The sequence below is a fragment of the Escherichia sp. TW09308 genome, from assembly GCF_000208565.1.
GTDB lineage: Bacteria > Pseudomonadota > Gammaproteobacteria > Enterobacterales > Enterobacteriaceae > Escherichia > Escherichia marmotae.
The window spans coordinates 4,240,672-4,265,337 of the sequence record NZ_AEME01000001.1 but is presented as its reverse complement, the minus strand read 5'-3'; the positions used below and the strand labels follow the sequence as shown (position 1 = coordinate 4,265,337).

43 protein-coding genes and 1 pseudogene are annotated in these 24,666 nt (G+C 49.7%); 6 read left to right on the top strand and 38 right to left on the bottom strand.

All coding sequences use genetic code 11. The features are described 5' to 3' along the window. Positions 1-2: 2 nt before the first annotated feature. Positions 3-185 (bottom strand): hypothetical protein, encoded by a 183-nt coding sequence (locus ESM_RS1000000128585; protein WP_138922593.1) that lies wholly within the window; start codon positions 183-185, stop codon positions 3-5. 189 nt (positions 186-374) lie between these two features. Here ESM_RS1000000128585 and ESM_RS0120645 point away from each other — a divergent pair, with 189 nt between their 5' ends. After that, positions 375-929 (top strand): gamma carbonic anhydrase family protein, encoded by a 555-nt coding sequence (locus ESM_RS0120645; RefSeq protein WP_001278230.1) that lies wholly within the window; start codon positions 375-377, stop codon positions 927-929. On the opposite strand, the gene ESM_RS0120640 is transcribed toward ESM_RS0120645, so the two are convergent. The 6 genes and pseudogenes from ESM_RS0120640 to dprA all read right to left on the bottom strand — a co-directional run bounded on the left by ESM_RS0120640 (position 905) and on the right by dprA (position 4,697). Then, entirely contained in the window at positions 905-1,162 is a 258-nt protein-coding gene (locus tag ESM_RS0120640) for a DUF1488 domain-containing protein (RefSeq protein WP_001070589.1), read from the bottom strand. The two genes, ESM_RS0120645 and ESM_RS0120640, sit on opposite strands and share 25 nt — an antisense overlap. Beyond that, positions 1,159-1,977, bottom strand: a complete 819-nt coding sequence (aroE, locus tag ESM_RS0120635) for a shikimate dehydrogenase (RefSeq protein ID WP_001195450.1) — start codon at positions 1,975-1,977, stop codon at positions 1,159-1,161. Before aroE ends, ESM_RS0120640 begins: the two co-directional genes overlap by 4 nt. A 4-nt stretch (positions 1,978-1,981) precedes the next feature. Next, positions 1,982-2,554 carry an L-threonylcarbamoyladenylate synthase type 1 TsaC gene (tsaC, locus tag ESM_RS0120630; RefSeq protein ID WP_001517198.1) on the bottom strand — a complete coding sequence of 191 codons (573 nt, stop codon included), beginning with the start codon at positions 2,552-2,554 and terminating at the stop codon, positions 1,982-1,984. A 4-nt stretch (positions 2,555-2,558) separates the two neighbouring features. Continuing rightward, positions 2,559-3,099, bottom strand: a pseudogene (locus ESM_RS01000000125465) (topoisomerase DNA-binding C4 zinc finger domain-containing protein). 28 nt (positions 3,100-3,127) lie between these two features. Continuing rightward, positions 3,128-3,601 carry a DUF494 family protein Smg gene (smg, locus tag ESM_RS0120625; protein ID WP_000460672.1) on the bottom strand — a complete coding sequence of 158 codons (474 nt, stop codon included), beginning with the start codon at positions 3,599-3,601 and terminating at the stop codon, positions 3,128-3,130. After that, positions 3,573-4,697 carry a DNA-protecting protein DprA gene (gene dprA / locus ESM_RS0120620; protein ID WP_000228572.1) on the bottom strand — a complete coding sequence of 375 codons (1,125 nt, stop codon included), beginning with the start codon at positions 4,695-4,697 and terminating at the stop codon, positions 3,573-3,575. The genes smg and dprA overlap by 29 nt, the downstream gene beginning before the upstream one ends. A gap of 132 nt (positions 4,698-4,829) precedes the next feature. Between dprA and def the strand changes: the two genes are divergently transcribed. From def to mscL, 5 genes are all read left to right on the top strand, one after another. Further along, positions 4,830-5,339 carry a peptide deformylase gene (gene def / locus ESM_RS0120615; RefSeq protein ID WP_000114984.1) on the top strand — a complete coding sequence of 170 codons (510 nt, stop codon included), beginning with the start codon at positions 4,830-4,832 and terminating at the stop codon, positions 5,337-5,339. A 14-nt stretch (positions 5,340-5,353) separates the two neighbouring features. After that, positions 5,354-6,301 (top strand): methionyl-tRNA formyltransferase, encoded by a 948-nt coding sequence (fmt, locus tag ESM_RS0120610; RefSeq protein WP_000004467.1) that lies wholly within the window; start codon positions 5,354-5,356, stop codon positions 6,299-6,301. Between the two features lie 51 nt (positions 6,302-6,352). Next, complete coding sequence (gene rsmB, locus ESM_RS0120605; protein ID WP_000744787.1) at positions 6,353-7,642, top strand: 16S rRNA (cytosine(967)-C(5))-methyltransferase RsmB; 1,290 nt, start codon at positions 6,353-6,355, stop codon at positions 7,640-7,642. 21 nt (positions 7,643-7,663) lie between these two features. Beyond that, positions 7,664-9,040 (top strand): Trk system potassium transporter TrkA, encoded by a 1,377-nt coding sequence (gene trkA, locus ESM_RS0120600; RefSeq protein WP_000691382.1) that lies wholly within the window; start codon positions 7,664-7,666, stop codon positions 9,038-9,040. 129 nt (positions 9,041-9,169) lie between these two features. Next, entirely contained in the window at positions 9,170-9,580 is a 411-nt protein-coding gene (gene mscL / locus ESM_RS0120595) for a large-conductance mechanosensitive channel protein MscL (RefSeq protein ID WP_000022446.1), read from the top strand. Here the strand turns inward: mscL and arfA are convergent. The 31 genes from arfA to rpsJ all read right to left on the bottom strand — a co-directional run bounded on the left by arfA (position 9,577) and on the right by rpsJ (position 24,419). Further along, positions 9,577-9,795, bottom strand: coding sequence for an alternative ribosome-rescue factor ArfA (gene arfA / locus ESM_RS0120590; protein ID WP_000092705.1), 219 nt, complete (start codon positions 9,793-9,795; stop codon positions 9,577-9,579). The genes mscL and arfA overlap by 4 nt on opposite strands. A 55-nt stretch (positions 9,796-9,850) precedes the next feature. Continuing rightward, positions 9,851-10,276, bottom strand: a complete 426-nt coding sequence (gene zntR, locus ESM_RS0120585) for a Zn(2+)-responsive transcriptional regulator (protein ID WP_000285595.1) — start codon at positions 10,274-10,276, stop codon at positions 9,851-9,853. Positions 10,277-10,286: 10 nt separating this feature from the next. Next, positions 10,287-10,655 carry a DUF1992 domain-containing protein gene (locus ESM_RS0120580; protein ID WP_000266523.1) on the bottom strand — a complete coding sequence of 123 codons (369 nt, stop codon included), beginning with the start codon at positions 10,653-10,655 and terminating at the stop codon, positions 10,287-10,289. Positions 10,656-10,761: 106 nt separating this feature from the next. Beyond that, positions 10,762-11,148, bottom strand: coding sequence for a 50S ribosomal protein L17 (rplQ, locus tag ESM_RS0120575; protein ID WP_001216372.1), 387 nt, complete (start codon positions 11,146-11,148; stop codon positions 10,762-10,764). Positions 11,149-11,188: 40 nt separating this feature from the next. Next, a complete protein-coding gene (locus tag ESM_RS0120570) occupies positions 11,189-12,178 on the bottom strand; it encodes a DNA-directed RNA polymerase subunit alpha (RefSeq protein ID WP_001162094.1) in 990 nt (329 codons plus the stop codon). A gap of 25 nt (positions 12,179-12,203) precedes the next feature. Further along, positions 12,204-12,824, bottom strand: a complete 621-nt coding sequence (rpsD, locus tag ESM_RS0120565; RefSeq protein ID WP_000135224.1) for a 30S ribosomal protein S4 — start codon at positions 12,822-12,824, stop codon at positions 12,204-12,206. A 33-nt stretch (positions 12,825-12,857) separates the two neighbouring features. After that, entirely contained in the window at positions 12,858-13,247 is a 390-nt protein-coding gene (gene rpsK / locus ESM_RS0120560) for a 30S ribosomal protein S11 (RefSeq protein WP_001029684.1), read from the bottom strand. A gap of 16 nt (positions 13,248-13,263) precedes the next feature. Further along, positions 13,264-13,620: a 30S ribosomal protein S13 gene (rpsM, locus tag ESM_RS0120555; RefSeq protein ID WP_000090775.1), complete on the bottom strand. Its 357-nt coding sequence runs from the start codon at positions 13,618-13,620 to the stop codon at positions 13,264-13,266. A 146-nt stretch (positions 13,621-13,766) separates the two neighbouring features. After that, positions 13,767-13,883, bottom strand: a complete 117-nt coding sequence (rpmJ, locus tag ESM_RS0120550; RefSeq protein ID WP_000868187.1) for a 50S ribosomal protein L36 — start codon at positions 13,881-13,883, stop codon at positions 13,767-13,769. 31 nt (positions 13,884-13,914) lie between these two features. Then, a complete protein-coding gene (secY, locus tag ESM_RS0120545) occupies positions 13,915-15,246 on the bottom strand; it encodes a preprotein translocase subunit SecY (protein ID WP_001118854.1) in 1,332 nt (443 codons plus the stop codon). Positions 15,247-15,253: 7 nt separating this feature from the next. After that, entirely contained in the window at positions 15,254-15,688 is a 435-nt protein-coding gene (gene rplO, locus ESM_RS0120540; protein ID WP_001238917.1) for a 50S ribosomal protein L15, read from the bottom strand. Positions 15,689-15,691: 3 nt separating this feature from the next. After that, positions 15,692-15,871 carry a 50S ribosomal protein L30 gene (gene rpmD / locus ESM_RS0120535; RefSeq protein ID WP_001140433.1) on the bottom strand — a complete coding sequence of 60 codons (180 nt, stop codon included), beginning with the start codon at positions 15,869-15,871 and terminating at the stop codon, positions 15,692-15,694. Positions 15,872-15,874: 3 nt separating this feature from the next. Then, positions 15,875-16,378, bottom strand: coding sequence for a 30S ribosomal protein S5 (gene rpsE, locus ESM_RS0120530; protein ID WP_000940122.1), 504 nt, complete (start codon positions 16,376-16,378; stop codon positions 15,875-15,877). A gap of 14 nt (positions 16,379-16,392) precedes the next feature. Next, positions 16,393-16,746 carry a 50S ribosomal protein L18 gene (rplR, locus tag ESM_RS0120525; protein ID WP_000358960.1) on the bottom strand — a complete coding sequence of 118 codons (354 nt, stop codon included), beginning with the start codon at positions 16,744-16,746 and terminating at the stop codon, positions 16,393-16,395. Between the two features lie 9 nt (positions 16,747-16,755). Continuing rightward, positions 16,756-17,289, bottom strand: a complete 534-nt coding sequence (gene rplF, locus ESM_RS0120520; protein WP_000091945.1) for a 50S ribosomal protein L6 — start codon at positions 17,287-17,289, stop codon at positions 16,756-16,758. A gap of 12 nt (positions 17,290-17,301) precedes the next feature. Next, positions 17,302-17,694, bottom strand: coding sequence for a 30S ribosomal protein S8 (gene rpsH, locus ESM_RS0120515; RefSeq protein WP_000062611.1), 393 nt, complete (start codon positions 17,692-17,694; stop codon positions 17,302-17,304). Between the two features lie 33 nt (positions 17,695-17,727). After that, the gene (gene rpsN, locus ESM_RS0120510; protein ID WP_001118930.1) at positions 17,728-18,033 is read right to left on the bottom strand and encodes a 30S ribosomal protein S14; all 306 of its coding nucleotides are present in this window, start codon (positions 18,031-18,033) and stop codon (positions 17,728-17,730) included. Between the two features lie 14 nt (positions 18,034-18,047). Next, a complete protein-coding gene (rplE, locus tag ESM_RS0120505) occupies positions 18,048-18,587 on the bottom strand; it encodes a 50S ribosomal protein L5 (RefSeq protein WP_001096200.1) in 540 nt (179 codons plus the stop codon). 14 nt (positions 18,588-18,601) lie between these two features. Next, a complete protein-coding gene (gene rplX, locus ESM_RS0120500) occupies positions 18,602-18,916 on the bottom strand; it encodes a 50S ribosomal protein L24 (RefSeq protein WP_000729185.1) in 315 nt (104 codons plus the stop codon). 10 nt (positions 18,917-18,926) lie between these two features. Continuing rightward, entirely contained in the window at positions 18,927-19,298 is a 372-nt protein-coding gene (gene rplN / locus ESM_RS0120495; protein WP_000613955.1) for a 50S ribosomal protein L14, read from the bottom strand. A 164-nt stretch (positions 19,299-19,462) separates the two neighbouring features. Further along, a complete protein-coding gene (gene rpsQ / locus ESM_RS0120490) occupies positions 19,463-19,717 on the bottom strand; it encodes a 30S ribosomal protein S17 (protein ID WP_000130100.1) in 255 nt (84 codons plus the stop codon). Next, positions 19,717-19,908, bottom strand: a complete 192-nt coding sequence (gene rpmC / locus ESM_RS0120485) for a 50S ribosomal protein L29 (RefSeq protein WP_000644742.1) — start codon at positions 19,906-19,908, stop codon at positions 19,717-19,719. The genes rpsQ and rpmC overlap by 1 nt, the downstream gene beginning before the upstream one ends. Further along, complete coding sequence (rplP, locus tag ESM_RS0120480; protein ID WP_000941212.1) at positions 19,908-20,318, bottom strand: 50S ribosomal protein L16; 411 nt, start codon at positions 20,316-20,318, stop codon at positions 19,908-19,910. The genes rpmC and rplP overlap by 1 nt, the downstream gene beginning before the upstream one ends. 12 nt (positions 20,319-20,330) lie before the next feature. Then, positions 20,331-21,032: a 30S ribosomal protein S3 gene (gene rpsC, locus ESM_RS0120475; protein WP_000529945.1), complete on the bottom strand. Its 702-nt coding sequence runs from the start codon at positions 21,030-21,032 to the stop codon at positions 20,331-20,333. A 17-nt stretch (positions 21,033-21,049) separates the two neighbouring features. Then, positions 21,050-21,382 carry a 50S ribosomal protein L22 gene (gene rplV, locus ESM_RS0120470; RefSeq protein ID WP_000447529.1) on the bottom strand — a complete coding sequence of 111 codons (333 nt, stop codon included), beginning with the start codon at positions 21,380-21,382 and terminating at the stop codon, positions 21,050-21,052. Between the two features lie 14 nt (positions 21,383-21,396). Next, on the bottom strand, positions 21,397-21,675 hold the full coding sequence (gene rpsS, locus ESM_RS0120465; RefSeq protein WP_001138117.1) for a 30S ribosomal protein S19: 279 nt from the start codon (positions 21,673-21,675) through the stop codon (positions 21,397-21,399). Between the two features lie 16 nt (positions 21,676-21,691). Continuing rightward, a complete protein-coding gene (rplB, locus tag ESM_RS0120460; protein ID WP_000301864.1) occupies positions 21,692-22,513 on the bottom strand; it encodes a 50S ribosomal protein L2 in 822 nt (273 codons plus the stop codon). A 17-nt stretch (positions 22,514-22,530) separates the two neighbouring features. After that, positions 22,531-22,833 (bottom strand): 50S ribosomal protein L23, encoded by a 303-nt coding sequence (gene rplW / locus ESM_RS0120455; protein WP_000617544.1) that lies wholly within the window; start codon positions 22,831-22,833, stop codon positions 22,531-22,533. Then, positions 22,830-23,435 (bottom strand): 50S ribosomal protein L4, encoded by a 606-nt coding sequence (gene rplD, locus ESM_RS0120450; protein ID WP_000424395.1) that lies wholly within the window; start codon positions 23,433-23,435, stop codon positions 22,830-22,832. Before rplD ends, rplW begins: the two co-directional genes overlap by 4 nt. A gap of 10 nt (positions 23,436-23,445) precedes the next feature. Then, positions 23,446-24,075 (bottom strand): 50S ribosomal protein L3, encoded by a 630-nt coding sequence (rplC, locus tag ESM_RS0120445; RefSeq protein ID WP_000579833.1) that lies wholly within the window; start codon positions 24,073-24,075, stop codon positions 23,446-23,448. Between the two features lie 32 nt (positions 24,076-24,107). After that, positions 24,108-24,419 carry a 30S ribosomal protein S10 gene (rpsJ, locus tag ESM_RS0120440; RefSeq protein WP_001181004.1) on the bottom strand — a complete coding sequence of 104 codons (312 nt, stop codon included), beginning with the start codon at positions 24,417-24,419 and terminating at the stop codon, positions 24,108-24,110. Positions 24,420-24,666: the final 247 nt, after the last annotated feature.

Below are 24,666 nucleotides of genomic sequence, written 5' to 3'. Positions count from 1 at the left end.
CATCAGTGCACAGCTACCGGATGCAGCACAAGCGCCTCACCCAGCCTACATTTTGCCCGTAGACCGTAGGCCTGATAAGACGCGCAAAGCGTCGCATCGAGCATCAGCGCACGGCTACCGGATGCGGCACAAGTGCTTCGTGTCGTTCCGACCATCTTGTGAAGTGTTTCACGTTGTCGTCTCAACGGAGGCGCATTATAGGGATCCCATTTTTTTGCACAAGTACTTTTTTGATCTTTTTTTCTGTTTGTTGTTTTTTCAGCCTTTTTGCTGCATTCGCATGCAAAATGGCGCATTTTTACATAGCAAAACACTTGCTTAAGGCTAATAAAGCACCCAAAGTCATAGTTAAATCATTTTTCGCTGAGGTAAGTATGTCTGACGCTCTACGCCCATACCGGGATCTTTTTCCACAAATCGGTCAACGAGTCATGATCGACAGCAGTAGTGTGGTTATTGGTGATGTTCGTCTGGCTGATGATGTGGGGATCTGGCCGCTCGTCGTGATTCGTGGTGATGTGAATTATGTTCAGATTGGCACCCGAACGAATATACAAGATGGCAGTGTCCTACACGTGACCCATAAATCGACGGCCAATCCTCAAGGTAATCCATTGATCGTGGGGGATGATGTTACAGTTGGGCATAAAGTCATGCTTCATGGATGCACCATTGGGAATCGTGTACTGGTTGGGATGGGCTCAATTTTACTTGATGGCGCTGTAATAGAAGATGATGTGATGGTTGGAGCGGGTAGTCTGGTCCCACAAAATAAACGCCTGGAGAGCGGATATCTGTATCTCGGTAGCCCCGTCAAACAGATCCGCCCGTTAACTGATGAAGAAAAATCTGCGTTACGCTATTCAGCTAATAACTACGTGAAATGGAAAGACGAGTATCTGGATCAGGGTAACCAAACCCAACCTTGATCATCTTCGCCTTGATCCTGAATCAAGCTTTCAGCTTCTTCTTCCAGATCCCAGCGATGTTGACGAAAATTCGCTAACCAATGTTCTGGCGTATCTCCGGCAAAACGATGCGCCAGACTCTCACCAGTAATCGCACAAGTCAATTGCATACCATTCACAATAGCAGGAAAACATACGCATTTTTTACTCTCGCTCCACTCTTCCCTGTCTGGAAACTGGATTGCCTGATTCACGCGGACAGCTCCTGTTGCAATTGTTTAATGACCGGTTCCACGTCGGGCAGAACACCATGCCAAAGAAGGAAAGCATGCGCTGCCTGCGCCACCAGCATTCCTAAACCATCAGCATTACGCTTTGAACCGTGCTGCTCACACCATACCAGAAAAGGCGTTTTCCCTTTCTGGTAGAACATGTCATAACAACTAATTCCTGGATGAATGAGTGATTCCGGAATCGCCGGAACATCGCCACTAATACCACTGGATGTCGCATTAATAATGAGATCGAACTCGTGCCCCTCCAGTTCGTCCATGCTCAAGGCCTGAACACTACCAGTATGCGCAAATAATTTAGCCAACTCTTCCGCGCGAGAAACCGTTCGGTTAGTGATTGTCACCGCACAATCCAGAGAAAGAAGTGGCAGTAATACACCCCGAGATGCCCCACCAGCGCCAATGAGCAAAATACGCAAGCCGGGGCGGATAAAAGACAGGCGTTCCAGATCGCTTAACAAACCTACGCCATCAGTATTGTCACCCAGCAGGCGTCCATCTTCTAACCGCTTGAGTGTATTAACCGCTCCAGCCAACGCCGCCCGCTCAGTAAGTTCATCTGCTCTGGCAAAAGCTTCTTCTTTAAAAGGCACCGTCACATTCGCACCTTTACCACCAGCACTAAAGAAAGCATTCAATGTGTTGATGAAATCATTGATTGGCGCCAGTACGCGTCCATAGGGATGTTCAATATTCAGTTGCTGTGCAAATTGCTGATGAATGAATGGTGATTTGCTGTGGGCTATCGGATTACCAAAAACAGCATAGGTTTGCATCATGTTACCCCTGTCGAAACAGTTCACCCGTCAGGGCATCGCGAATTTCTGAAGGATTTAAACGACCGCCCGTTTCACCTGGCACAATCGGGAACTCCGCACCAAATTGTCTGCGAACTTCTTCTACTGTTCGACAGGGCGGCAACCCACTCAAGTTGGCACTGGTAGAAACCAGCGGTTTACCATAAGCCTCGCACAAAGCAACCACCAACGGATGGTCGGTGACTCGGACAGCAAGCGAATCAAAGCACCCTGTCAACCAGCGCGGCGTTGCCGCAGACGCGGGAAAGACAAAGGTGACAGGACCTGGCCAGCGAGAAAAAATGGTTTCACGCTGCGCGTCCGTCAGCATGCTGTCATCAATATAAGGTTTGAGCTGCTCGTAACTTGCCGCGATTAAAATCAGCCCCTTATCAACCGGACGCTGTTTTAACTCCAACAGTCGCATTACTGCTGTTTCACTATCAGGATCACACCCGACACCGAAAACGGCTTCCGTTGGGTAAGCGATGACTCGTTCTTCATTGAGGACATCTACCGCAGTCGCGATAGCATCTTCTTGCAGGTTATTATTCACGTTATTATTCCGCCGAAACCGGCTTTCCACATTGTTTACTGGCACAGAAATGTTTTACACCCTGCGCGGTTTTCTTTTCGATGAGTAGCGGATAGTGACACTCAGGACACTCACCGGCTATAGGTTTGAAGTTAATAGCAAATTGACACCGGGTAGCGATCGCAGGAGTGAAACGTTTTACCATAACGAGAGCGGCGCTGGACCAGATGGCCCGTCCGACATTGAGGGCATGTAATTGTCGTTTCGTCCGGTTTATCGATAATTTCGGTATGTTCGCATTCAGGGTAGTTACTGCAACCAATAAACATACCGAAGCGCCCCTGACGTAACACAAGGTTTGCGTCACATACAGGGCAAACCTGCCCCTCCAGAACTTTGACAACATGGCCGTCCGCAGATGATTTCAGGGGACGGACATAGTCACATGCCGGATACTGTGAACACCCGAGAAACGGCCCATGTTTCCCGGATCGAATAACCAATTCAGCCCCACACTTTGGACAGGACTCATTATTACGCACCGTGAACAGTGCTGATTTTGCCATAACAACTTATGCTGAATTAAAGAAATGATTAATGCAGCATACCTTCATTCACCTCAAAGAGTAATTCTTCCATTTGCTGGTACGCATTTTCGCAGCCCGGAATGTTGAACAACACCATCAGGATCACCCATTTCAGATCTTCCAGGTCGAACTCCGCGGTATCCAGCGCGAGCACTCGCTCTATCACCATTTCACGAGTTTCAAGGTTGAGCACCTGAATCTGCTCGAGGAAAAGCAGGAACCCACGGCAACTGGCATCCAGTCTTTCACACTCTTCCGGGGTGTAAATACGCATGGAAAGAGGATCAGAGGCCAGTTGCATCGGCTCTGCCAATCCTTCCTGATAATCCGCAAGCTTTTCCAGCCAAAGCAGGGCATTGTAGATATCTTCTCGATCGAATCCTGCGTCGGTAAGATCCTGTTCAAGTTTGTCTTGATCCACACGTAACTCGGCTTCAGTGTGAATATAGGTTTCAAACAAATACATTAGTACGTCGAACATGGCATGCCCTCCTCAATCGGACATAGCCGCCGGGTACTGCTGCGATCCACCCTGCTAACTCCAGTTCGAGTAGTTGAGTAACTACCTCTGGCACAGGTTGGCCGGCACGTTCAGCGACGACGTCAACAGGTGTTACCTCATCTCCTACGTTAGCCAGGAGCTCAGGAAATGGCAATGCCACATCTTCGTGATCTGGTGAATAAAATGAATTTTCAGGAGCATCTGGCAACCAGTGCAATCCATATTGCAAATTTTCCAGAATTTCTTCCGGTTCCGTCACAAGAATCGCACCTTGTTTAATGAGCCAATGGGGCCCTTCACTACCGGGGCTACCTAATGGACCGGGTAAGGCAAAAACTTCACGCCCCTGCTCAAGCGCACAACGCGCAGTCACCAGTGAACCACTGCGCAAAGCCGCTTCCACCACCAGTACCCCTTTACTTAGACCACTTATAATGCGATTTCTTCGCGGAAAATTATAAGCAAGAGGTGGAACATCGAGAGGAAATTCCGAGACGAGAGCGCCGCCATGTTCAAGCAGACTGGTAGCCAGTCGGGCATGGCGACGAGGATGAATGGTATTGAGTCCATTCCCCAGTACAGCAATACTGACGCCATTCACCTGCAATGCCGCTTTATGCGCCACTCCATCAATTCCACGCGCCAACCCGCTGGTAATTGTTACACCTCGCACCGCCAGCGACTCGCAAAACAGCCGCCCCCAGCGTTCGCCATACCATGAATGTGCCCGACTCCCCACTACGGCAAGCTGAAATGATTGCAACGCGTGCAACTCTCCAGCAACAAACAGTGCGCCGGGGTAATCTGTCGTCGCAAGAAGTTGAGGAGGATAAAATTCGCTGTCCGCAGGGATTAAATGATGGTTTGGTTGTTCCAGCCAACGGCGTGAACTTTCGATACTCTTCTGCGAAAATGAAAGAAAGCGTTGTGCCTGCCGCAATGAAAGTCCTGTTTGCTGCAATACAACAGCATCAATATGCGGCTGTTCTACCAACCAGTGAGCAATACGAACCATATCATCGCCGTACAAGGTACTCACACTCATCAGACGCAGCCAAATTTCTGTGTCGACCATCCTTATCATCCCCTTGCCATAAGCAGCCTTAGCAATCTTTGCGATTGGTCAGTGATGCTGTCAATCAGAGGGGGATTTGTCTAGAATAGAAGAAATAATCTTTCTAACTCCTGAACACATCTCTGGAGATTTATGTCAGTTTTGCAAGTGTTACATATTCCGGACGAGCGGCTTCGCAAAGTTGCTAAACCGGTAGAAGAAGTGAATGCAGAAATTCAGCGTATCGTCGATGATATGTTCGAGACGATGTACGCAGAGGAAGGTATTGGCCTGGCAGCAACCCAGGTTGATATCCACCAACGTATCATTGTTATTGATGTTTCGGAAAACCGCGACGAACGGTTGGTATTAATCAATCCGGAGCTTTTAGAAAAAAGCGGCGAAACAGGCATTGAAGAAGGTTGCCTGTCGATCCCTGAACAACGAGCTTTAGTACCGCGCGCAGAGAAAGTTAAAATTCGCGCCCTGGACCGCGACGGTAAACCATTCGAACTGGAAGCAGACGGTCTGTTGGCAATCTGTATTCAGCACGAGATGGATCACCTGGTTGGCAAACTGTTTATGGATTATCTGTCACCGCTGAAACAACAACGTATTCGTCAGAAAGTTGAAAAACTGGATCGTCTGAAAGCCCGGGCTTAAGGATAAGAACTAACGTGTCAGAATCACTACGTATTATTTTTGCGGGTACACCTGACTTTGCAGCGCGTCATCTCGACGCGCTGTTGTCTTCTGGCCATAACGTCGTTGGCGTATTCACCCAACCAGACCGACCGGCAGGACGCGGTAAAAAACTAATGCCCAGCCCGGTCAAAGTTCTGGCTGAAGAAAAAGGTCTACCCGTTTTTCAGCCCGTCTCCCTGCGTCCACAAGAAAACCAGCAACTGGTCGCTGATCTGCAGGCTGATGTCATGGTTGTCGTTGCCTATGGTCTGATTCTGCCCAAAGCCGTGCTGGAGATGCCGCGTTTAGGTTGCATCAATGTTCATGGTTCGTTGCTGCCACGCTGGCGCGGTGCCGCCCCGATTCAACGCTCGCTGTGGGCGGGCGATGCAGAAACCGGCGTAACGATTATGCAAATGGATGTCGGTTTAGACACTGGCGACATGCTCTATAAGCTCTCCTGCCCGATTACCACAGAAGATACTAGTGGTACGTTGTATGACAAACTGGCAGGGCTTGGTCCACAAGGGCTTATCGCCACGCTGAAACAACTGGCAGACGGCACGGCAAAACCGGAGGTTCAGGACGAAACACTTGTCACTTACGCCGAAAAGTTGAGTAAAGAAGAAGCGCGTATTGACTGGTCGCTTTCAGCAGCGCAGCTTGAACGCTGCATTCGTGCTTTCAATCCCTGGCCGATGAGCTGGCTGGAAATTGAAGACCAGCCTGTTAAGGTCTGGAAAGCGTCGGTCATTGATACGGCGACCAAAGCTGCGCCAGGAACGATCCTTGAAGCCAACAAACAAGGTATCCAGGTTGCAACCGGTGATGGAATCCTGAACCTGCTCTCGTTACAACCTGCGGGTAAGAAAGCGATGAGCGCACAAGACCTCCTGAATTCTCGTCGGGAATGGTTTGTTCCGGGCAACCGTCTGGCCTGATAGTCCACTCTTCTAAGCCCGGTATTGCCGGGCATTTTTATTTTTATACTTATGAAAAAACAACGTAATTTACGTAGCATGGCGGCCCAGGCCGTTGAACAAGTCGTTGAGCAAGGGCAATCATTAAGCAACATTCTGCCACCGCTCCAGCAAAAAGTTTCTGATAAAGATAAAGCACTTCTGCAGGAGTTGTGTTTTGGCGTACTGCGTACGCTCTCACAGTTAGACTGGCTGATTAATAAGTTAATGGCCCGTCCGATGACTGGCAAACAGCGGACCGTGCATTACCTGATTATGGTTGGTTTGTATCAACTGCTTTATACCCGTATTCCACCTCATGCCGCGTTGGCCGAAACGGTTGAAGGCGCAGTCGCAATTAAGCGTCCACAACTTAAGGGGTTGATTAATGGAGTGTTACGCCAGTTCCAACGTCAGCAAGATGAGTTATTAGCTGAGTTTAATGCCAGTGATGCGCGCTATCTGCATCCATCCTGGCTATTAAAACGTCTGCAAAAAGCATATCCAGAGCAGTGGCAATCCATCGTCGAAGCCAATAACCAACGCCCGCCAATGTGGCTACGCGTTAACCGTACACATCATTCCCGCGATAGCTGGATTGCACTTCTGGAAGAAGCTGGCATGAACGGCTTCCCACATGCGGTTTACCTGGATGCAGTACGCCTGGAAACACCCACGCCTGTTCATGCACTACCCGGTTTTGAAGAAGGATGGATCACCGTTCAGGATGCATCGGCGCAAGGTTGCGTAACTTATCTGGATCCACAAAACGGTGAGAATATTTTAGACCTCTGCGCCGCCCCCGGCGGTAAAACAACGCATATCCTTGAGGTGGCACCAGAAGCGCAAGTTCTGGCGGTTGATATTGACGAACAGCGCCTCTCTCGCGTTTACGACAATTTAAAACGTCTCGGTATGAAGGCAACCGTGAAACAAGGTGATGGTCGCTATCCTGCACAATGGTGTGGTAGCCAACAGTTCGATCGCATTTTATTAGATGCACCTTGTTCCGCTACCGGTGTGATTCGTCGCCATCCGGATATAAAATGGCTGCGTCGCGATCGCGATATTGCCGAACTGGCTCAGTTACAGGCAGAAATCCTCGATGCCGTCTGGCCGCATCTAAAATCAGGTGGAACGCTAGTTTATGCCACCTGTTCGGTGTTACCGGAAGAGAATAGCCAACAGATTAAAGCCTTCCTGCAACGCACTGAAGATGCAATGCTTTGCGAAACAGGAACACCAGAGCAACCGGGTAAACAAAATCTGCCCGACGCCGAAGAAGGTGACGGCTTCTTTTACGCTAAGCTAATTAAAAAGTGATGAGATAACGGGTCGCGACTGATGAAAATTATCATTCTGGGTGCCGGCCAGGTTGGTGGCACGCTGGCGGAAAACCTGGTAGGCGAAAATAACGATATTACCGTTGTCGATACCAATGGTGAGCGTCTGCGGACCTTGCAGGATAAATTTGACCTGCGAGTCGTTCAGGGTCATGGCTCTCACCCACGGGTCTTGCGAGAGGCCGGTGCCGATGACGCCGATATGCTGGTTGCAGTAACCAGTTCAGATGAAACCAATATGGTTGCCTGTCAGGTAGCCTACTCGCTTTTCAACACCCCTAACCGTATCGCTCGCATCCGTTCACCAGATTACGTCCGGGATGCCGATAAGCTCTTTCATTCAGACGCTGTACCAATTGATCATCTGATAGCACCAGAGCAGTTGGTTATCGATAATATTTACCGGCTGATTGAATATCCCGGCGCATTACAGGTGGTGAACTTCGCAGAAGGCAAAGTCAGCCTGGCAGTAGTCAAAGCCTATTATGGCGGCCCGCTGATTGGTAATGCGCTTTCGACCATGCGCGAGCATATGCCACATATCGATACCCGTGTAGCGGCCATCTTCCGTCACGATCGCCCCATTCGTCCACAAGGATCAACCATCGTTGAAGCTGGCGATGAAGTGTTCTTTATTGCCGCTTCGCAACATATCCGCGCAGTGATGAGTGAATTACAGCGCCTGGAAAAACCGTATAAACGCATTATGTTGGTTGGTGGCGGTAATATCGGTGCCGGGTTGGCGCGTCGACTGGAAAAAGATTACAGCGTCAAACTCATCGAACGTAATCAGCAACGTGCCGCCGAGCTGGCAGAAAAATTGCAAAATACGATCGTCTTTTTTGGTGATGCATCAGATCAAGAACTGTTGGCCGAAGAACATATTGATCAAGTTGATCTGTTCATCGCCGTCACCAACGATGACGAGGCCAATATCATGTCGGCCATGCTTGCTAAACGCATGGGTGCGAAAAAGGTAATGGTGTTGATCCAGCGTCGCGCTTATGTGGATCTGGTTCAAGGAAGCGTGATCGATATTGCGATTTCACCGCAACAGGCAACCATTTCTGCGCTACTCAGTCACGTACGAAAAGCAGATATCGTTGGTGTTTCCTCATTACGCCGCGGTGTAGCTGAAGCTATTGAAGCCGTTGCTCACGGGGATGAAAGTACTTCTCGTGTTGTCGGTAGGGTTATAGATGAAATTAAACTGCCGCCGGGAACAATTATCGGTGCTGTGGTTCGTGGAAATGATGTCATGATAGCCAATGATAATTTGCGCATTGAGCAAGGCGATCACGTGATTATGTTCCTGACAGATAAAAAGTTTATTACCGACGTTGAACGCCTCTTCCAGCCAAGCCCTTTCTTCTTGTAATTCATGAGGCGTCTTGTGGCGCCTTATTATTTCCTTTTGTTTTTCAAGGTTTAATTAAATTCATTCCTGACAGGAAAATGGCTTAACATTTGTTAGACTTATAAATGTCAGCTTCATAGGGAGAATAAGATGAGCATTATTAAAGAATTTCGCGAATTTGCGATGCGCGGGAATGTGGTGGATTTGGCTGTGGGTGTCATTATCGGTGCGGCCTTCGGTAAGATTGTCTCTTCACTGGTTGCCGATATCATCATGCCGCCGCTAGGTTTGTTAATTGGTGGGATCGACTTTAAACAGTTTGCTGTCACGTTACGCGATGCGCAGGGGGATGTGCCCGCTGTTGTCATGCATTACGGTGTCTTCATTCAAAACGTATTTGATTTTCTGATTGTTGCCTTTGCCATCTTTATGGCGATTAAGCTAATCAACAAACTGAATCGTAAAAAAGAAGAACCGGCAGCGGCACCAGCACCAACTAAAGAAGAAGTGTTACTGACAGAGATTCGCGATTTGTTGAAAGAGCAAAATAACCGCTCTTAACAAATGCCTGAAAGCAGAAGGCCAGTGGTAAAAAAGTGATTTACTTTCTTGCCACTGGCCTCCCAGTTATTCCGGTTACCCTGTTTGCCTTTACGCATGTAACTTCCTTTCCCTTTCTTATTTTTCTCAACTCGTTGTCTGAACAAGGGATCATGCAGTAATGCTTCAATCGCATTATCCTTTATCTGCCCTTTAGTATGCTGATATCGACTCATAAAAACTCCTGTTGGTTATTTAACCGCGCGAGTGTAATCCTGCCAGTGCAATAAATCAACAGCCTGTTTTCACACCACTTGCACCTTGCTCAAGAGCTTCGAGAATTGAGCAATAAACGCTGCTATGGGCTGTTCCGCAACAGGCATCATTAAGTCGTTGCAGTGAACGTTGCATACTCTGCAACTCAGCTATTCGTGCTTCCACTTCCTGTAGTCTTTCCTGCACAATGCCTTTTGATTCCTGGCAGGTATGATGTTCAGGATCGATACGGATCGACAACAACTCACGGATCGACTCAAGACTAAAACCGAGCTGTCTGGCATGCCGAATAAACTTCAAACGTCGGAGATCGCTTTCGGTATAAAGACGAAAACCACCTTCGGTACGTACTTCATGATCCATCATCTGCTGCTTTTCATAATAACGAATAGTGTCAGGCGTCACTTCCGCCAATTTTGCCAGCTCACCAATGCGATACATAAACGCTCTCTCAGTTGTCATTAATTTTATTCAGAAGCTTACCTGCATATTCGCCATGTAAAAATTCTGTGCTCAAACCTGCTTGTCGCAGTTTTAACTCTAGCAAAGATAACCTGCGGCTAACTTCCTGATATTGTGGATCGTCCTGACGAATGCTTTTAAGAATATCCAGAAGCTGAATTGCTTCCCTCCGCTGCTCAAGTTCTGGCGGTAAACAACCGGCATTCTTCAACAAGCGATACCCCGCACGTAATTCCGGTGGCACATGGGAATCATCATCCAGTATCAATGGTTCGCCGCTACCTGGTAGGTTATCAAACTCACCTTTCGCTTGCGCTTCTGATATATGGCGCTCTGCCCACTGGTCAAGTAACCACATAAATACTCCAGGGGATGAACAAAAAGAGTACAGCTATTGTAGATAAGTGGGGATGCGACGGGTATAAAAAAACCCGCCGGGGCGGGTTTTTTTACGTTGCTTCAGATTACTCTGCAGCAGCTTCTGCTTTCGATTCAGAACGATCAACCAGCTCGATGTATGCCATCGGCGCGTTGTCGCCTGCACGGAAGCCACACTTCAGAATGCGAGTGTAACCACCGGCGCGGCTCGCGAAACGCGGGCCCAGCTCGTTAAACAGTTTTGCCACGATCTCGTTATCACGAGTACGGGCGAATGCCAGACGACGATTAGCTACGCTATCAGTCTTGGCAAGAGTAATCAGCGGCTCAACTACGCGGCGCAGCTCTTTCGCTTTAGGCAGAGTCGTCTTGATGATTTCATGACGAACCAGTGAACCTGCCATATTGCGGAACATAGCCTGGCGATGGCTGCTGTTGCGGTTCAGTTGACGACCACTCTTACGATGGCGCATGACCTTATCCTTCTCAGTAAAACCTTAACCTGTGATCCGGTTACTCGTCAGCGATGCTTGCCGGTGGCCAGTTTTCCAGGCGCATGCCCAGAGACAGTCCACGGGAAGCCAGCACGTCTTTAATCTCAGTAAGAGATTTTTTACCAAGGTTAGGCGTTTTAAGAAGCTCAACCTCGGTACGCTGTACCAGATCACCGATATAGTGGATAGCTTCTGCTTTAAGGCAGTTAGCAGAGCGGACAGTCAATTCCAGATCGTCAACAGGGCGCAGCAGGATCGGATCGAACTCTGGTTTCTCTTCTTTCACTTCCGGCTGACGTACATCACGTAAGTCAACGAAAGCTTCCAGTTGTTCAGCCAGAATGGTTGCCGCACGACGAATCGCCTCTTCAGGATCGATTGTGCCGTTGGTTTCCATTTCGATGACCAGCTTGTCCAGGTCGGTACGCTGTTCTACACGCGCTGCTTCAACATTGTAGGCAATACGCTCTACAGGGCTGTAGCATGCGTCGACCAGCAGACGGCCGATTGGGCGCTCATCTTCTTCCGAATGAATTCGGGTAGAAGCCGGCACATAACCACGACCGCGCTGAACTTTGATACGCATGCTAATAGACGCGTTCTCATCGGTCAGGTGGCAGATCACGTGCTGCGGCTTGACGATTTCGACATCACCGTCGTGGGTGATATCGGCTGCAGTCACAGGGCCAATGCCAGATTTATTCAAGGTAAGAATAACTTCATCTTTGCCCTGAACTCTCACCGCCAGCCCTTTCAGGTTGAGCAGGATTTCCAGGATATCTTCCTGAACGCCTTCTTTGGTGCTGTACTCATGTAGTACACCATCAATCTCAACCTCGGTCACCGCGCAACCCGGCATCGATGAGAGCAGAATACGGCGCAGTGCGTTACCCAGAGTATGGCCAAAGCCACGCTCTAAAGGCTCAAGGGTCACCTTGGCGTGCGTCGAACTCACTTGCTCGATATCAACCAGGCGCGGTTTTAGAAACTCTGTCACAGAACCCTGCATTGTGTCCTCTCTTTGGTACTAAGCTTTACTTGGAGTAAAGCTCGACGATCAGGTGTTCGTTAATGTCCGCAGACAGATCAGAACGCTCCGGCTTACGCTTAAACGTACCTTCCATCTTGCCAGCATCAACTTCCAGCCAGGTTGGCTTTTCACGCTGCTCAGCCAGCTCCAGAGCGGCTTTCACGCGAGACTGCTTCTTCGCTTTCTCACGAATGCTTACAACGTCATTCGGACTAACCTGATAAGAAGCGATGTTAACAACACGACCGTTTACCATAATTGCTTTGTGGCTAACCAGCTGACGTGCTTCTGCACGAGTGGCACCGAAGCCCATACGGTATACAACGTTGTCCAGACGACCTTCCAGCAGAGCCAACAGGTTTTCACCGGTGTTGCCTTTCAGACGTGCTGCTTCTTTATAGTAGTTACGGAACTGACGCTCCAGCACACCATAGATACGGCGAACTTTTTGCTTTTCACGCAACTGCACACCATAGTCAGACAGACGCGGTTTACGCGCACCGTGCTGGCCAGGAGCTTGTTCAATTTTACACTTGGTATCGATCGCGCGAACGCCAGACTTAAGGAATAAGTCGGTGCCCTCACGACGGCTCAGCTTGAGCTTAGGACCCAAATATCTTGCCATTTTCTTTCTCCAACAAACCTGGAAAACGAAGCGTTATACGCGACGTTTTTTCGGCGGACGACAACCGTTATGAGGGATCGGAGTCACATCAGTAATGTTAGTGATGCGGAAACCTGCGGCGTTCAGAGCACGAATAGTAGATTCGCGGCCTGGACCCGGACCTTTAACCATAACTTCCAGATTCTTGATGCCGTATTCTTTCACGGCGTCAGCGCAACGCTCTGCTGCAACCTGAGCTGCAAACGGAGTGGATTTGCGAGAACCACGGAAACCGGAACCACCGGCAGTTGCCCAACCCAACGCGTTACCCTGACGATCAGTGATAGTCACGATGGTGTTGTTGAAAGAAGCATGGATATGAGCCACGCCGTCAGAGACTTGTTTTCTTACACGTTTACGTGCACGAATTGGTGCCTTTGCCATTATTCAATCACCCCGATTATTTCTTGATCGGTTTGCGCGGACCCTTACGGGTACGTGCGTTGGTCTTGGTACGCTGACCGCGAACCGGGAGACCACGACGATGACGCAAACCGCGATAGCAACCAAGATCCATCAGGCGCTTGATGCTCATGCTGATTTCACGGCGCAGATCACCTTCAACGACAAATTTGGCAACTTCGTCACGCAGCGTGTCGATTTGTCCTTCAGACAGCTCACTGATCTTAACATCTTCAGCGATACCCGCTGCAGCCAGGATGGCTTTGGAACGGGTCTTGCCGACGCCATAAATCGAAGTTAATGCGATTACGGCATGCTTATGATCAGGAATGTTAATGCCTGCTATACGGGCCACTATGCACTCCTACTATTTAATATGTACGTTCCATGCTGAAAAGCCCGTTTTCAGGATACTCAAATGGAAACGCACAGACATACAAAAGATTGGCTGGCTAATCTAGCCAGCTCAACCCAACTTTGCAAGAAAAATATGCGAATAAATCAGCCTTGGCGCTGTTTATGCTTCGGCTCGGCACTGCAAATCACACGGATGACACCATCACGCTTAACGATTTTGCAGTTACGGCATAATTTCTTGACGGAAGCACGAACTTTCATTTTTACTCTCCGTAACTTCTCGGGCGCCCAATTAACGGCCGTAGCCTTTCAGGTTCGCCTTCTTCAATGCAGACTCATACTGACTGGACATCATCAGAGTTTGCACTTGAGCCATAAAGTCCATAATCACGACAACAACGATAAGCAGTGATGTTCCACCGAAGTAGAACGGTACTTTCATTGCATCACGCATGAACTCCGGGATCAGGCAGATAAAGGTAATGTACAGCGCACCAACCAGGGTCAGGCGGGTCATTACTTTATCGATATACTTCGCCGTTTGCTCTCCCGGACGAATTCCTGGTACAAATGCACCGGACTTCTTCAGGTTATCTGCTGTTTCACGCGGGTTGAAAACCAACGCCGTGTAGAAGAAACAGAAGAAGATGATTGCAGACGCATAGAGTAACACATAAAGCGGTTGCCCAGGCTGCAAATACAGCGAAATTGTTGTCAGCCAGTTCCAACCAGTACCGCCCCCGAACCATGACGCAATGGTTGCCGGGAACAGAATAATACTGGAAGCGAAGATTGCCGGGATTACCCCCGCCATATTCACTTTCAGCGGTAAATGTGTGCTCTGTGCAGCATAGACACGACGACCCTGCTGACGTTTCGCGTAGTTTACCACAATGCGGCGTTGGCCACGCTCAACAAATACAACAAAGAACGTCACTGCAAATACTAATACTGCAACCAACAGCAACACGAGGAAGTGCAGGTCGCCTTGACGCGCTTGCTCGATAGTATGGGCAATGGCTGGCGGGAGTCCCGCGACAATACCGGCGAAGATAATGATTGAGATACCGTTGCCGATACCACGTTCAGTAATCTGTTCACCCAACCACATCAGGAACATTGTTCCTGTGACCAGACTTACAACAGCGGTGAAGTAGAATGCAAAGCCCGGATTCATAACCAGGCCTTGCATACCAGGCATATTCGGAAGACCGGTAGCAATACCGATCGACTGAAATATTGCCAGCACCAGAGTACCGTAGCGGGTGTACTGGCTGATCTTACGACGACCAGACTCCCCTTCTTTCTTAATTTCTGCCAGCGCTGGATGGACCACCGTCAGCAACTGGATAATAATTGATGCCGAAATGTACGGCATAATACCCAGAGCAAAGATAGAAGCACGGCTGAGAGCACCACCAGAGAACATGTTGAACATTTCAATGATGGTGCCTCGCTGTTGCTCAAGCAGTTTGGCAAGTACAGCGGCATCAATACCAGGGATCGGAATGAAAGAGCCAATACGGAACACAATCAGCGCACCGATAACAAACAGCAGTCTGCGTTTCAGCTCGCCTAAGCCACCTTTGGCACTTTGAAAATCTAATCCCGGTTGTTTAGCCATCTGCTACTTATTCCTCGATTTTACCGCCAGCAGCTTCGATAGCAGCACGAGCGCCTTTAGTAACACGCAGGCCACGAACAGTTACCGGAGTTGTAACTTCACCAGCCAGGATCACTTTCGCGAACTCGATCTGGATACCGATAATGTTAGCCGCTTTCAGCGTATTCAGGTCTACAACACCGCCTTCTACTTTAGCCAGGTCAGACAGACGAACTTCGGCTGTAATCGCTGCTTTACGAGAAGTGAAGCCGAATTTCGGCAGACGACGGTACAGAGGCATCTGACCACCCTCAAAACCGCGACGTACGCCACCGCCAGAACGAGACTTCTGACCTTTGTGACCACGACCACCGGTTTTACCGAGGCCAGAACCGATACCACGACCCAGGCGTTTACCCGCCTTTTTGGAGCCTTCGGCCGGAGACAGAGTATTTAAACGCATCTCTTACTCCTCAACTTTAACCATGAAGGAAACCGCGTTGATCATACCGCGAATAGCAGGAGTATCCTCGCGCTCTACGGTGTGACCAATACGACGCAGACCCAGGCCAAGCAGCGTTGCCTTGTGTTTCGGCAGACGACCGATTGCACTGCGGGTTTGAGTAATTTTAATAGTCTTTGCCATGGTTTATTTCCCCAGAATTTCTTCAACGGATTTACCACGCTTGGCAGCGACCATTTCTGGAGAACTCATATTTTCCAGGCCATCAATAGTTGCACGAACCACGTTGATCGGGTTGGTAGAACCATATGCTTTAGCCAGAACGTTATGAACTCCAGCGACTTCCAGAACGGCGCGCATTGCACCACCGGCAATGATACCAGTACCTTCGGAAGCCGGCTGCATGAATACGCGAGAACCCGTATGAACACCTTTAACAGGGTGCTGCAGAGTGCCGTTATTCAGCGCGACGTTAATCATATTGCGACGGGCTTTTTCCATCGCTTTCTGGATCGCTGCTGGAACTTCACGCGCTTTACCGTAACCAAAACCAACGCGACCGTTACCATCGCCTACTACAGTCAGAGCTGTGAAGGAGAAAATACGACCACCTTTAACGGTTTTAGATACGCGGTTTACCGCGATCAGCTTTTCCTGCAGTTCGCCAGCTTGTTTTTCGATGTGAGCCATCTTACACCTCTACCTTAGAACTGAAGGCCAGCTTCACGGGCAGCATCTGCCAGTGCCTGGACACGACCATGATATTGGAACCCGGAACGGTCAAAGGATACATCTTTGATGCCTTTTTCCAGAGCGCGTTCAGCGACAGCCTTACCCACAGCTGCAGCCGCGTCTTTGTTACCGGTGTACTTCAGTTGTTCAGCGATAGCTTTTTCTACAGTAGAAGCAGCTACCAGAACTTCAGAACCGTTCGGTGCAATTACCTGTGCGTAAATGTGACGCGGGGTACGATGTACCACCAGGCGAGTTGCGCCCAGCTCCTGGAGCTTGCGGCGTGCGCGGGTCGCACGACGGATACGAGCAGATTTCTTATCCATAGTGTTACCTTACTTCTTCTTAGCCTCTTTGGTACGCACGACTTCGTCGGCGTAACGAACACCCTTGCCTTTATAAGGCTCAGGACGACGGTAGGCGCGCAGATCCGCTGCAACCTGGCCGATCACCTGCTTATCAGCGCCTTTCAGCACGATTTCAGTCTGAGTCGGACATTCAGCAGTGATACCCGCAGGCAGCTGATGGTCAACAGGATGAGAGAAACCCAGAGACAGGTTAATCACATTGCCTTTAACCGCTGCACGATAACCTACACCAACCAGCTGCAGCTTCTTAGTGAAGCCTTCGGTAACACCGATAACCATTGAGTTCAGCAGGGCACGCGCAGTGCCAGCCTGTGCCCAACCGTCTGCGTAACCATCACGCGGACCGAAGGTCAGGGTATTATCTGCATGTTTAACTTCAACAGCATCGTTGAGAGTACGAGTCAGCTCGCCGTTTTTACCTTTGATCGTAATAACCTGACCGTTGATTTTTACATCAACGCCGGCAGGAACAACGACCGGTGCTTTAGCAACACGAGACATTTTTTCCTCCGATTAGGCTACGTAGCAGATAATTTCGCCACCAAGACCAGCCTGGCGCGCTGCACGATCAGTCATAACACCTTTAGAGGTAGAAACAACTGCGATACCCAGACCCGCCATAACTTTCGGCAGCTCATCTTTACGTTTATAGATGCGCAGACCTGGGCGGCTGACACGCTGAATGCTTTCTACAACAGCTTTGCCCTGGAAATACTTAAGAGTCAGTTCCAGTTCAGGCTTGGTGTCGCCTTCAACTTTAAAATCTTCAATAAAACCTTCTTCCTTCAGCACGTTGGCGATTGCCACTTTCAGCTTGGAGGAAGGCATGGTGACCGCAGCTTTGTTCGCGGCCTGACCGTTACGGATACGGGTCAGCATATCCGCGATCGGATCTTGCATGCTCATCTGTCTTTACTCCCGTGATTCAATTGGTGACAATTACCAGCTAGCCTTTTTCAGACCCGGGATTTCACCGCGCATAGCGGCTTCACGGACCTTAATACGGCTCAACCCGAACTTCCGCAGGAAACCATGCGGACGACCTGTTTGACGGCAGCGGTTACGCTGACGAGACGGGCTGGAATCACGCGGCAGAGTCTGCAGCTTGAGAACAGCATTCCAACGATCTTCGTCGGAAGCGTTCACATCAGAGATGATCGCTTTCAGTTCAGCGCGTTTCGCGAAGTATTTATCAGCTAAAGCTACGCGTTTTACTTCGCGTGCTTTCATTGATTGCTTAGCCATTTAGTAACCCTACCTTACTTGCGGAACGGGAAGTCAAAGGCAGCCAGCAGAGCACGGCCTTCTTCGTCAGATTTCGCAGTAGTGGTAATGGTAATATCCAAACCACGAACGCGGTCGACTTTATCATAGTCGATTTCTGGGAAGATGATCTGCTCACGGACACCCATGCTGTAGTTACCACGACCGTCGAAAGACTTAGCGGACAAGCCACGGAAGTCACGGATACGCGGTACAGCAATAGTGATCAGGCGCTCAAAGAACTCCCACATGCGTTCGCCACGCAGAGTTACTTTACAGCCGATCGGATAGCCCTGACGGATTTTGAAGCCTGCAACAGATTTGCGTGCTTTGGTGATCAGCGGTTTTTGACCGGAGATTGCTGCCAGGTCTGCTGCTGCGTTATCCAGCAGTTTTTTGTCAGCGATCGCTTCACCAACACCCATGTTCAGGGTGATCTTCTCGACCCGAGGGACTTGCATGACAGAATTGTAGTTAAACTCAGTCATGAGTTTTTTAACTACTTCGTCTTTGTAGTAATCATGCAGTTTCGCCATCGTACTACTCCAAATTACTTGATAGTTTCGCTGTTAGACTTGAAGAAACGGACTTTTTTACCGTCTTCGAATCTAAAGCCTACACGGTCAGCCTTGCCGGTTGCCGCATTGAAGATTGCTACGTTGGAAACCTGAATAGCGGCTTCTTTCTCAACGATGCCACCCGGTTGGTTCAGAGCCGGAACTGGCTTCTGGTGTTTCTTAACCAGGTTGATACCTTCAACAATGACCTTGCCGGAAGACAGGACATTCTTAACTTTACCGCGCTTACCTTTATCTTTACCGGTTAACACGATAACTTCGTCATCACGACGGATCTTCGCTGCCATGATTCGCTCCTTAGAGTACTTCTGGTGCCAGAGAGATAATTTTCATGAACTTCTCACTACGAAGCTCACGAGTTACCGGCCCAAAAATACGCGTACCGATAGGCTGCTCGCTGTTGTTGTTCAGAAGAACACAAGCATTACCATCGAAGCGAATGACAGAACCGTCCGGGCGACGAACACCCTTCTTGGTGCGCACCACTACCGCCTTCAGCACATCACCTTTTTTGACCTTACCACGCGGAATTGCTTCTTTGATGGTGATCTTGATGATGTCGCCTACGCCTGCGTAGCGACGGTGCGAGCCACCCAGAACCTTGATACACATTACGCGACGTGCACCGGAGTTGTCGGCGACGTTCAGCATAGTCTGTTCTTGGATCATTTTAGTGCTCCGCTAATGTCAACTACTACTGAGACCCGAAAATCAGGCCGTTAAAAAGCCCCATATCGAGGGCGCGGCATTATAACACCGCTTCAACGATAAGGGTAGAAAAAATAAACGGCTCATCGCTGAGCCGTTTATTCGTATCGAGAAAGTGTACTGTATTACAGAACCGCTTTCTCTACAACGCGAACCAGCGTCCAGGATTTGGTCTTGGACAGCGGACGGCATTCGCGGATTTCAACCACGTCACCGATACCGCATTCGTTGTTCTCGTCATGTACGTGCAGTTTGGTCGTACGCTTGATGAATTTACCGTAGATCGGGTGTTTCACAAAACGTTCGATAGCAACAACAATGGATTTCTCCATTTTGTCGCTAACAACGCGACCTTGCAGAGTACGGATTTTATCGGTCATTACGCACCCGCCTTCTCAGTCAGTAAAGTCTTAACGCGTGCGACATCGCGACGCACTTGCTTCAACAGGTGAGACTGTTGCAGCTGGCCACTTGCAGCCTGCATACGCAGGTTGAACTGCTCACGCAGCAGGTTCAGCAGCTCGGTGTTCAGCTCTTCAACGCTCTTCTCACGCAGCTCTTTTGCTTTCATTACATCACCGTCTTAGTTACAAAGGTGGTTTTAATCGGCAGTTTCGCTGCTGCCAGCTTGAATGCTTCACGGGCCAGCTCTTCCGGAACACCGTCCATTTCATACAGGACTTTACCCGGCTGAATCAAGGCAACCCAATACTCCACGTTACCTTTACCTTTACCCATACGCACTGCCAGCGGCTTTTCAGTGATCGGTTTGTCCGGGAACACACGGATCCAGATCTTACCTTGACGCTTAACTGCACGGGTCATAGCACGACGTGCTGCTTCGATCTGACGTGCAGTCAGACGACCACGGCCAACAGCTTTCAGACCGAAGCTGCCGAAGCTAACATCCGTACCCTGCGCCAGACCGCGGTTACGGCCTTTGTGCATTTTACGGAATTTTGTACGCTTTGGTTGTAACATCAGCGACGCTCCTTATTTACGGCCTTTACGCTGCTGCTTTTTAGGCTGAGCAGCCGGTTTTTCCGGTTGTTCAACAGCAGCCATACCACCCAGGATCTCGCCTTTGAAGATCCACACTTTAACGCCGATTACACCGTAAGTGGTGTGCGCTTCGGAGGTGTTGTAGTCGATGTCAGCACGCAGAGTGTGCAGCGGTACGCGACCTTCGCGGTACCATTCGGTACGTGCGATTTCCGCGCCGCCCAGACGGCCGCTAACTTCAACTTTGATACCTTTAGCGCCCAGACGCATTGCGTTCTGTACAGCACGCTTCATAGCACGACGGAACATAACGCGACGTTCCAGCTGAGAAGTGATGCTGTCAGCAACCAGTTTTGCGTCCAGTTCAGGCTTACGAACTTCGGCGATGTTGATCTGTGCAGGAACGCCAGCGATGTCCGCTACGACCTTACGCAGTTTTTCTACGTCTTCACCTTTCTTACCGATAACGATACCCGGGCGAGCAGTGTGAATGGTTACACGGATGCTCTTAGCCGGACGCTCGATAACGATACGAGATACGGACGCTTTAGCCAGTTCCTTAGTCAGGTACTGACGTACTTTAAAATCGCTGTCCAGGTTGTCAGCGAATTCTTTGGTGTTCGCAAACCAGGTAGAGTTCCATGGTTTTACAATACCCAGGCGAATACCATTAGGATGTACTTTCTGACCCATTGCTAGTCTCCAGAGTCTCAGCGATCGGACACAACCACAGTGATGTGGCTGGTGCGCTTCAGGATGCGATCTGCACGACCTTTTGCACGCGGCATAATGCGCTTCATGCTCGGGCCTTCGTCTACGAAAATTTTCGTAACTTTCAGATCGTCAATGTCAGCGCCATCGTTGTGTTCAGCGTTAGCAATGGCAGATTCCAGAACTTTCTTGACCAGTACAGCCGCTTTCTTGTTGGTGTAGGTCAGAATATCCAGAGCCTGCGACACTTTCTTACCGCGAATCAGGTCAGCAACAAGGCGAACCTTCTGAGCAGAAGAACGAGCATGGCGATGTTTAGCGATAGTTTCCATCTCTTCCTCCTACCTTATTTCTTTTTCGCTTTTTTATCAGCAGCATGGCCGCGATAAGTACGAGTCGGTGCGAATTCACCCAGTTTGTGACCAACCATTTCGTCGGTTACAAATACCGGAACGTGCTGACGACCATTATGGACAGCGATGGTCAAACCGATCATGTTAGGAAAGATCGTTGAACGACGGGACCAAGTGCGCAGGGGCTTCTTGTCTCCGCTTTCCACCGCTTTCTCTACCTTCTTCAGCAAGTGCAGGTCAATAAAAGGACCTTTCTTGAGAGAACGTGGCATGGCTTATCCTCTAAAATTATTTGCTACGGCGACGTACGATAAATTTATCAGTACGCTTGTTGCTGCGGGTCTTCTTACCTTTGGTCTGAACGCCCCACGGAGTTACCGGGTGCTTACCAAAGTTACGACCTTCACCACCACCATGTGGGTGGTCTACCGGGTTCATCGCCGTACCGCGAACGGTAGGACGAACACCACGCCAGCGTGCAGCACCTGCTTTACCCAGAACGCGCAGCATATGCTCAGCATTGCCAACTTCGCCCAGAGTAGCGCGGCAGTCTGCTTCTACTTTACGCATTTCACCAGAACGCAGACGCAGGGTGACATAAGCACCGTCGCGAGCAACGATCTGAACGTAAGTACCAGCGGAACGTGCCAGCTGACCGCCTTTACCTGGTTTCATTTCTACGTTGTGAACAGTAGAACCAACCGGGATGTTGCGCATCGGCAGAGTGTTGCCTGGTTTGATTGCAGCATCAACGCCAGACTGAATCTGGTCGCCAGCTTTCAGGCCTTTAGGGGCCAGGATGTAACGGCGCTCACCGTCTTTGTACAGAACCAGCGCGATGTTCGCGGAACGGTTCGGATCGTACTCAAGACGTTCAACAACTGCCGGAATACCGTCTTTGTTGCGTTTGAAGTCAACAATACGGTAAGCCTGCTTGTGGCCACCACCGATATGACGAGTGGTGATACGGCCATTGTTGTTACGACCACCGGATTTGCTGTTTTTTTCCAGCAACGGAGCAAAAGGTTTGCCCTTGTGCAGCTCAGGGTTAACCACTTTAACAACGTGGCGACGACCCGGAGATGTCGGTTTACATTTAACAACTGCCATTGTATTACTCCTCCGACTTACTCAGCGCCGCCAACGAAGTCCAGGTTCTGGCCTTCTTTCAGGGTGACGTAAGCTTTTTTCCAGTCGCTACGACGACCGATACGCTGTCCGTGACGTTTAACTTTCCCTTTAACAACCAGGGTGTTAACGACTTCGACTTCGACTTCAAACAGTTTCTGCACAGCAGCTTTGATTTCTGCTTTGGTCGCGTCTTTAGCAACTTTGAGCACGATGGTGTTAGATTTTTCCATCGCAGTAGACGCTTTTTCAGAAACGTGCGGTGCACGCAGCACCTTCAGCAGACGTTCTTCACGAATCATGCCAGCATCTCCTCAACTTGCTTAACAGCATCAGCAGTCATTACGACTTTGTCGAAGGCGATCAGGCTAACCGGGTCGATACCAGTTGCATCGCGTACGTCAACCTTGTGCAGGTTGCGCGCAGCCAGGAACAGGTTCTCGTCCAGCTCACCGGTGATGATCAGCACATCTTCCAGAGCCATGTCTTTCAGTTTCTGTGCCAGCAGCTTAGTTTTCGGTGCTTCTACAGAGAACTTCTCGACAACGATCAGACGATCCTGACGTACCAGTTCGGACAGGATGCTTTTCAGCGCGCCGCGGTACATCTTCTTGTTAACTTTTTGACTGTGGTCCTGCGGACGAGCAGCGAAGGTCACGCCACCAGAACGCCAAATCGGGCTCTTGATAGAACCAGAACGCGCACGGCCGGTGCCTTTCTGGCGCCACGGTTTTTTACCGGAACCAGTTACTTCAGCACGAGTCTTCTGAGCACGAGTACCCTGACGAGCACCGGCTGCATAAGCAACAACAACCTGGTGAACCAGCGCTTCGTTGAAATCACGACCGAAGGTAGTTTCGGAAACAGTCAGCGCGCTCTGCGCGTCTTTCAATACTAATTCCATTGCTATCTCCTTACGCCTTCACAGCTGGTTTAACGATCAGGTCGCTACCGGTTGCACCCGGGACAGCACCTTTCACCAGCAGCAGGTTGCGCTCAGCGTCAACGCGTACTACGTCAAGGCTCTGAACGGTTACACGTTCGTTACCCATCTGACCTGCCATTTTCTTGCCTTTGAACACTTTGCCCGGAGTCTGGTTCTGACCGATAGAACCCGGTACGCGGTGAGACAAGGAGTTACCGTGAGTAGCATCCTGGGTACGGAAGTTCCAGCGCTTAACGGTACCTGCGAAACCTTTACCTTTAGAGGTGCCAGTTACGTCAACTTTTTTAACGTCAGCAAACAGTTCAACGCTAATGCTCTGACCTACAGTGAACTCTTCGCCTTCAGCCAGGCGGAATTCCCACAGACCACGGCCAGCTTCTACGCCAGCTTTAGCAAAGTGGCCAGCTTCAGGCTTGGTCACACGGTTAGCTTTTTTAGCACCGGTGGTTACCTGAATAGCACGGTAGCCATCGTTAGCCAGGTCTTTAACCTGAGTAACGCGGTTTGCTTCAACTTCGATTACGGTTACTGGGATAGAAACGCCGTCTTCTGTGAAGATACGGGTCATACCCACTTTTTTACCGACTAAACCAATCATTGTTTCAACCTCTCAATCGCTCAATGACCTGATTAACCCAGGCTGATCTGCACGTCTACACCGGCAGCCAGATCCAGACGCATCAGAGCATCAACGGTTTTCTCGGTTGGCTCAACGATGTCAACCAGACGCAAGTGAGTACGGATTTCGTACTGATCACGCGCGTCTTTGTTGACGTGCGGAGAGATCAGAACAGTGAAGCGCTCTTTGCGTGTCGGCAGCGGGATCGGACCACGGACCTGCGCACCAGTGCGCTTGGCAGTCTCGACGATTTCCGCGGTTGCTTGATCGATCAGACGATGATCAAACGCTTTCAGGCGGATACGGATTCTTTGGTTCTGCATGAGACCAGAGCTCCAATTATTTTATAAACGAAAATGATTACTCCTCAGACCCATTACGATTGATGGGAGAGTGTAACCGTTCTTACGTAGCTCCCCGATTGGGAGCATTGTTAGGTAGCCAAAATCAGCTAACTGAGGTTCAGATTGAACCTGCTGTCAACTACGACAAGCCCGCGCATTATACGTAAATCTGAGCCTGACGCAAGCATCGCGTAGAAATTAATCGTAGTGAGCATATTGCGAACTA

Bases quoted from the DNA above. Each gene is read 5' to 3' on its own strand.
- ESM_RS0120645 (WP_001278230.1), top strand. From the start codon at position 375: ATGTCTGACGCTCTACGCCCATACCGGGATCTTTTTCCACAAATCGGT.
- aroE (WP_001195450.1), bottom strand. From the start codon at position 1,977: ATGCAAACCTATGCTGTTTTTGGTAATCCGATAGCCCACAGCAAATCA.
- smg (WP_000460672.1), bottom strand. From the start codon at position 3,601: ATGTTCGACGTACTAATGTATTTGTTTGAAACCTATATTCACACTGAA.
- dprA (WP_000228572.1), bottom strand. From the start codon at position 4,697: ATGGTCGACACAGAAATTTGGCTGCGTCTGATGAGTGTGAGTACCTTG.
- def (WP_000114984.1), top strand. From the start codon at position 4,830: ATGTCAGTTTTGCAAGTGTTACATATTCCGGACGAGCGGCTTCGCAAA.
- rsmB (WP_000744787.1), top strand. From the start codon at position 6,353: ATGAAAAAACAACGTAATTTACGTAGCATGGCGGCCCAGGCCGTTGAA.
- trkA (WP_000691382.1), top strand. From the start codon at position 7,664: ATGAAAATTATCATTCTGGGTGCCGGCCAGGTTGGTGGCACGCTGGCG.
- mscL (WP_000022446.1), top strand. From the start codon at position 9,170: ATGAGCATTATTAAAGAATTTCGCGAATTTGCGATGCGCGGGAATGTG.
- arfA (WP_000092705.1), bottom strand. From the start codon at position 9,795: ATGAGTCGATATCAGCATACTAAAGGGCAGATAAAGGATAATGCGATT.
- zntR (WP_000285595.1), bottom strand. From the start codon at position 10,276: ATGTATCGCATTGGTGAGCTGGCAAAATTGGCGGAAGTGACGCCTGAC.
- ESM_RS0120580 (WP_000266523.1), bottom strand. From the start codon at position 10,655: ATGTGGTTACTTGACCAGTGGGCAGAGCGCCATATATCAGAAGCGCAA.
- rplQ (WP_001216372.1), bottom strand. From the start codon at position 11,148: ATGCGCCATCGTAAGAGTGGTCGTCAACTGAACCGCAACAGCAGCCAT.
- ESM_RS0120570 (WP_001162094.1), bottom strand. From the start codon at position 12,178: ATGCAGGGTTCTGTGACAGAGTTTCTAAAACCGCGCCTGGTTGATATC.
- rpsD (WP_000135224.1), bottom strand. From the start codon at position 12,824: ATGGCAAGATATTTGGGTCCTAAGCTCAAGCTGAGCCGTCGTGAGGGC.
- rpsK (WP_001029684.1), bottom strand. From the start codon at position 13,247: ATGGCAAAGGCACCAATTCGTGCACGTAAACGTGTAAGAAAACAAGTC.
- rpmJ (WP_000868187.1), bottom strand. From the start codon at position 13,883: ATGAAAGTTCGTGCTTCCGTCAAGAAATTATGCCGTAACTGCAAAATC.
- secY (WP_001118854.1), bottom strand. From the start codon at position 15,246: ATGGCTAAACAACCGGGATTAGATTTTCAAAGTGCCAAAGGTGGCTTA.
- rplO (WP_001238917.1), bottom strand. From the start codon at position 15,688: ATGCGTTTAAATACTCTGTCTCCGGCCGAAGGCTCCAAAAAGGCGGGT.
- rpmD (WP_001140433.1), bottom strand. From the start codon at position 15,871: ATGGCAAAGACTATTAAAATTACTCAAACCCGCAGTGCAATCGGTCGT.
- rpsE (WP_000940122.1), bottom strand. From the start codon at position 16,378: ATGGCTCACATCGAAAAACAAGCTGGCGAACTGCAGGAAAAGCTGATC.
- rplR (WP_000358960.1), bottom strand. From the start codon at position 16,746: ATGGATAAGAAATCTGCTCGTATCCGTCGTGCGACCCGCGCACGCCGC.
- rplF (WP_000091945.1), bottom strand. From the start codon at position 17,289: ATGTCTCGTGTTGCTAAAGCACCGGTCGTTGTTCCTGCCGGCGTTGAT.
- rpsH (WP_000062611.1), bottom strand. From the start codon at position 17,694: ATGAGCATGCAAGATCCGATCGCGGATATGCTGACCCGTATCCGTAAC.
- rpsN (WP_001118930.1), bottom strand. From the start codon at position 18,033: ATGGCTAAGCAATCAATGAAAGCACGCGAAGTAAAACGCGTAGCTTTA.
- rplE (WP_001096200.1), bottom strand. From the start codon at position 18,587: ATGGCGAAACTGCATGATTACTACAAAGACGAAGTAGTTAAAAAACTC.
- rplX (WP_000729185.1), bottom strand. From the start codon at position 18,916: ATGGCAGCGAAGATCCGTCGTGATGACGAAGTTATCGTGTTAACCGGT.
- rplN (WP_000613955.1), bottom strand. From the start codon at position 19,298: ATGATCCAAGAACAGACTATGCTGAACGTCGCCGACAACTCCGGTGCA.
- rpsQ (WP_000130100.1), bottom strand. From the start codon at position 19,717: ATGACCGATAAAATCCGTACTCTGCAAGGTCGCGTTGTTAGCGACAAA.
- rpmC (WP_000644742.1), bottom strand. From the start codon at position 19,908: ATGAAAGCAAAAGAGCTGCGTGAGAAGAGCGTTGAAGAGCTGAACACC.
- rplP (WP_000941212.1), bottom strand. From the start codon at position 20,318: ATGTTACAACCAAAGCGTACAAAATTCCGTAAAATGCACAAAGGCCGT.
- rpsC (WP_000529945.1), bottom strand. From the start codon at position 21,032: ATGGGTCAGAAAGTACATCCTAATGGTATTCGCCTGGGTATTGTAAAA.
- rplV (WP_000447529.1), bottom strand. From the start codon at position 21,382: ATGGAAACTATCGCTAAACATCGCCATGCTCGTTCTTCTGCTCAGAAG.
- rpsS (WP_001138117.1), bottom strand. From the start codon at position 21,675: ATGCCACGTTCTCTCAAGAAAGGTCCTTTTATTGACCTGCACTTGCTG.
- rplB (WP_000301864.1), bottom strand. From the start codon at position 22,513: ATGGCAGTTGTTAAATGTAAACCGACATCTCCGGGTCGTCGCCACGTT.
- rplW (WP_000617544.1), bottom strand. From the start codon at position 22,833: ATGATTCGTGAAGAACGTCTGCTGAAGGTGCTGCGTGCACCGCACGTT.
- rplD (WP_000424395.1), bottom strand. From the start codon at position 23,435: ATGGAATTAGTATTGAAAGACGCGCAGAGCGCGCTGACTGTTTCCGAA.
- rplC (WP_000579833.1), bottom strand. From the start codon at position 24,075: ATGATTGGTTTAGTCGGTAAAAAAGTGGGTATGACCCGTATCTTCACA.
- rpsJ (WP_001181004.1), bottom strand. From the start codon at position 24,419: ATGCAGAACCAAAGAATCCGTATCCGCCTGAAAGCGTTTGATCATCGT.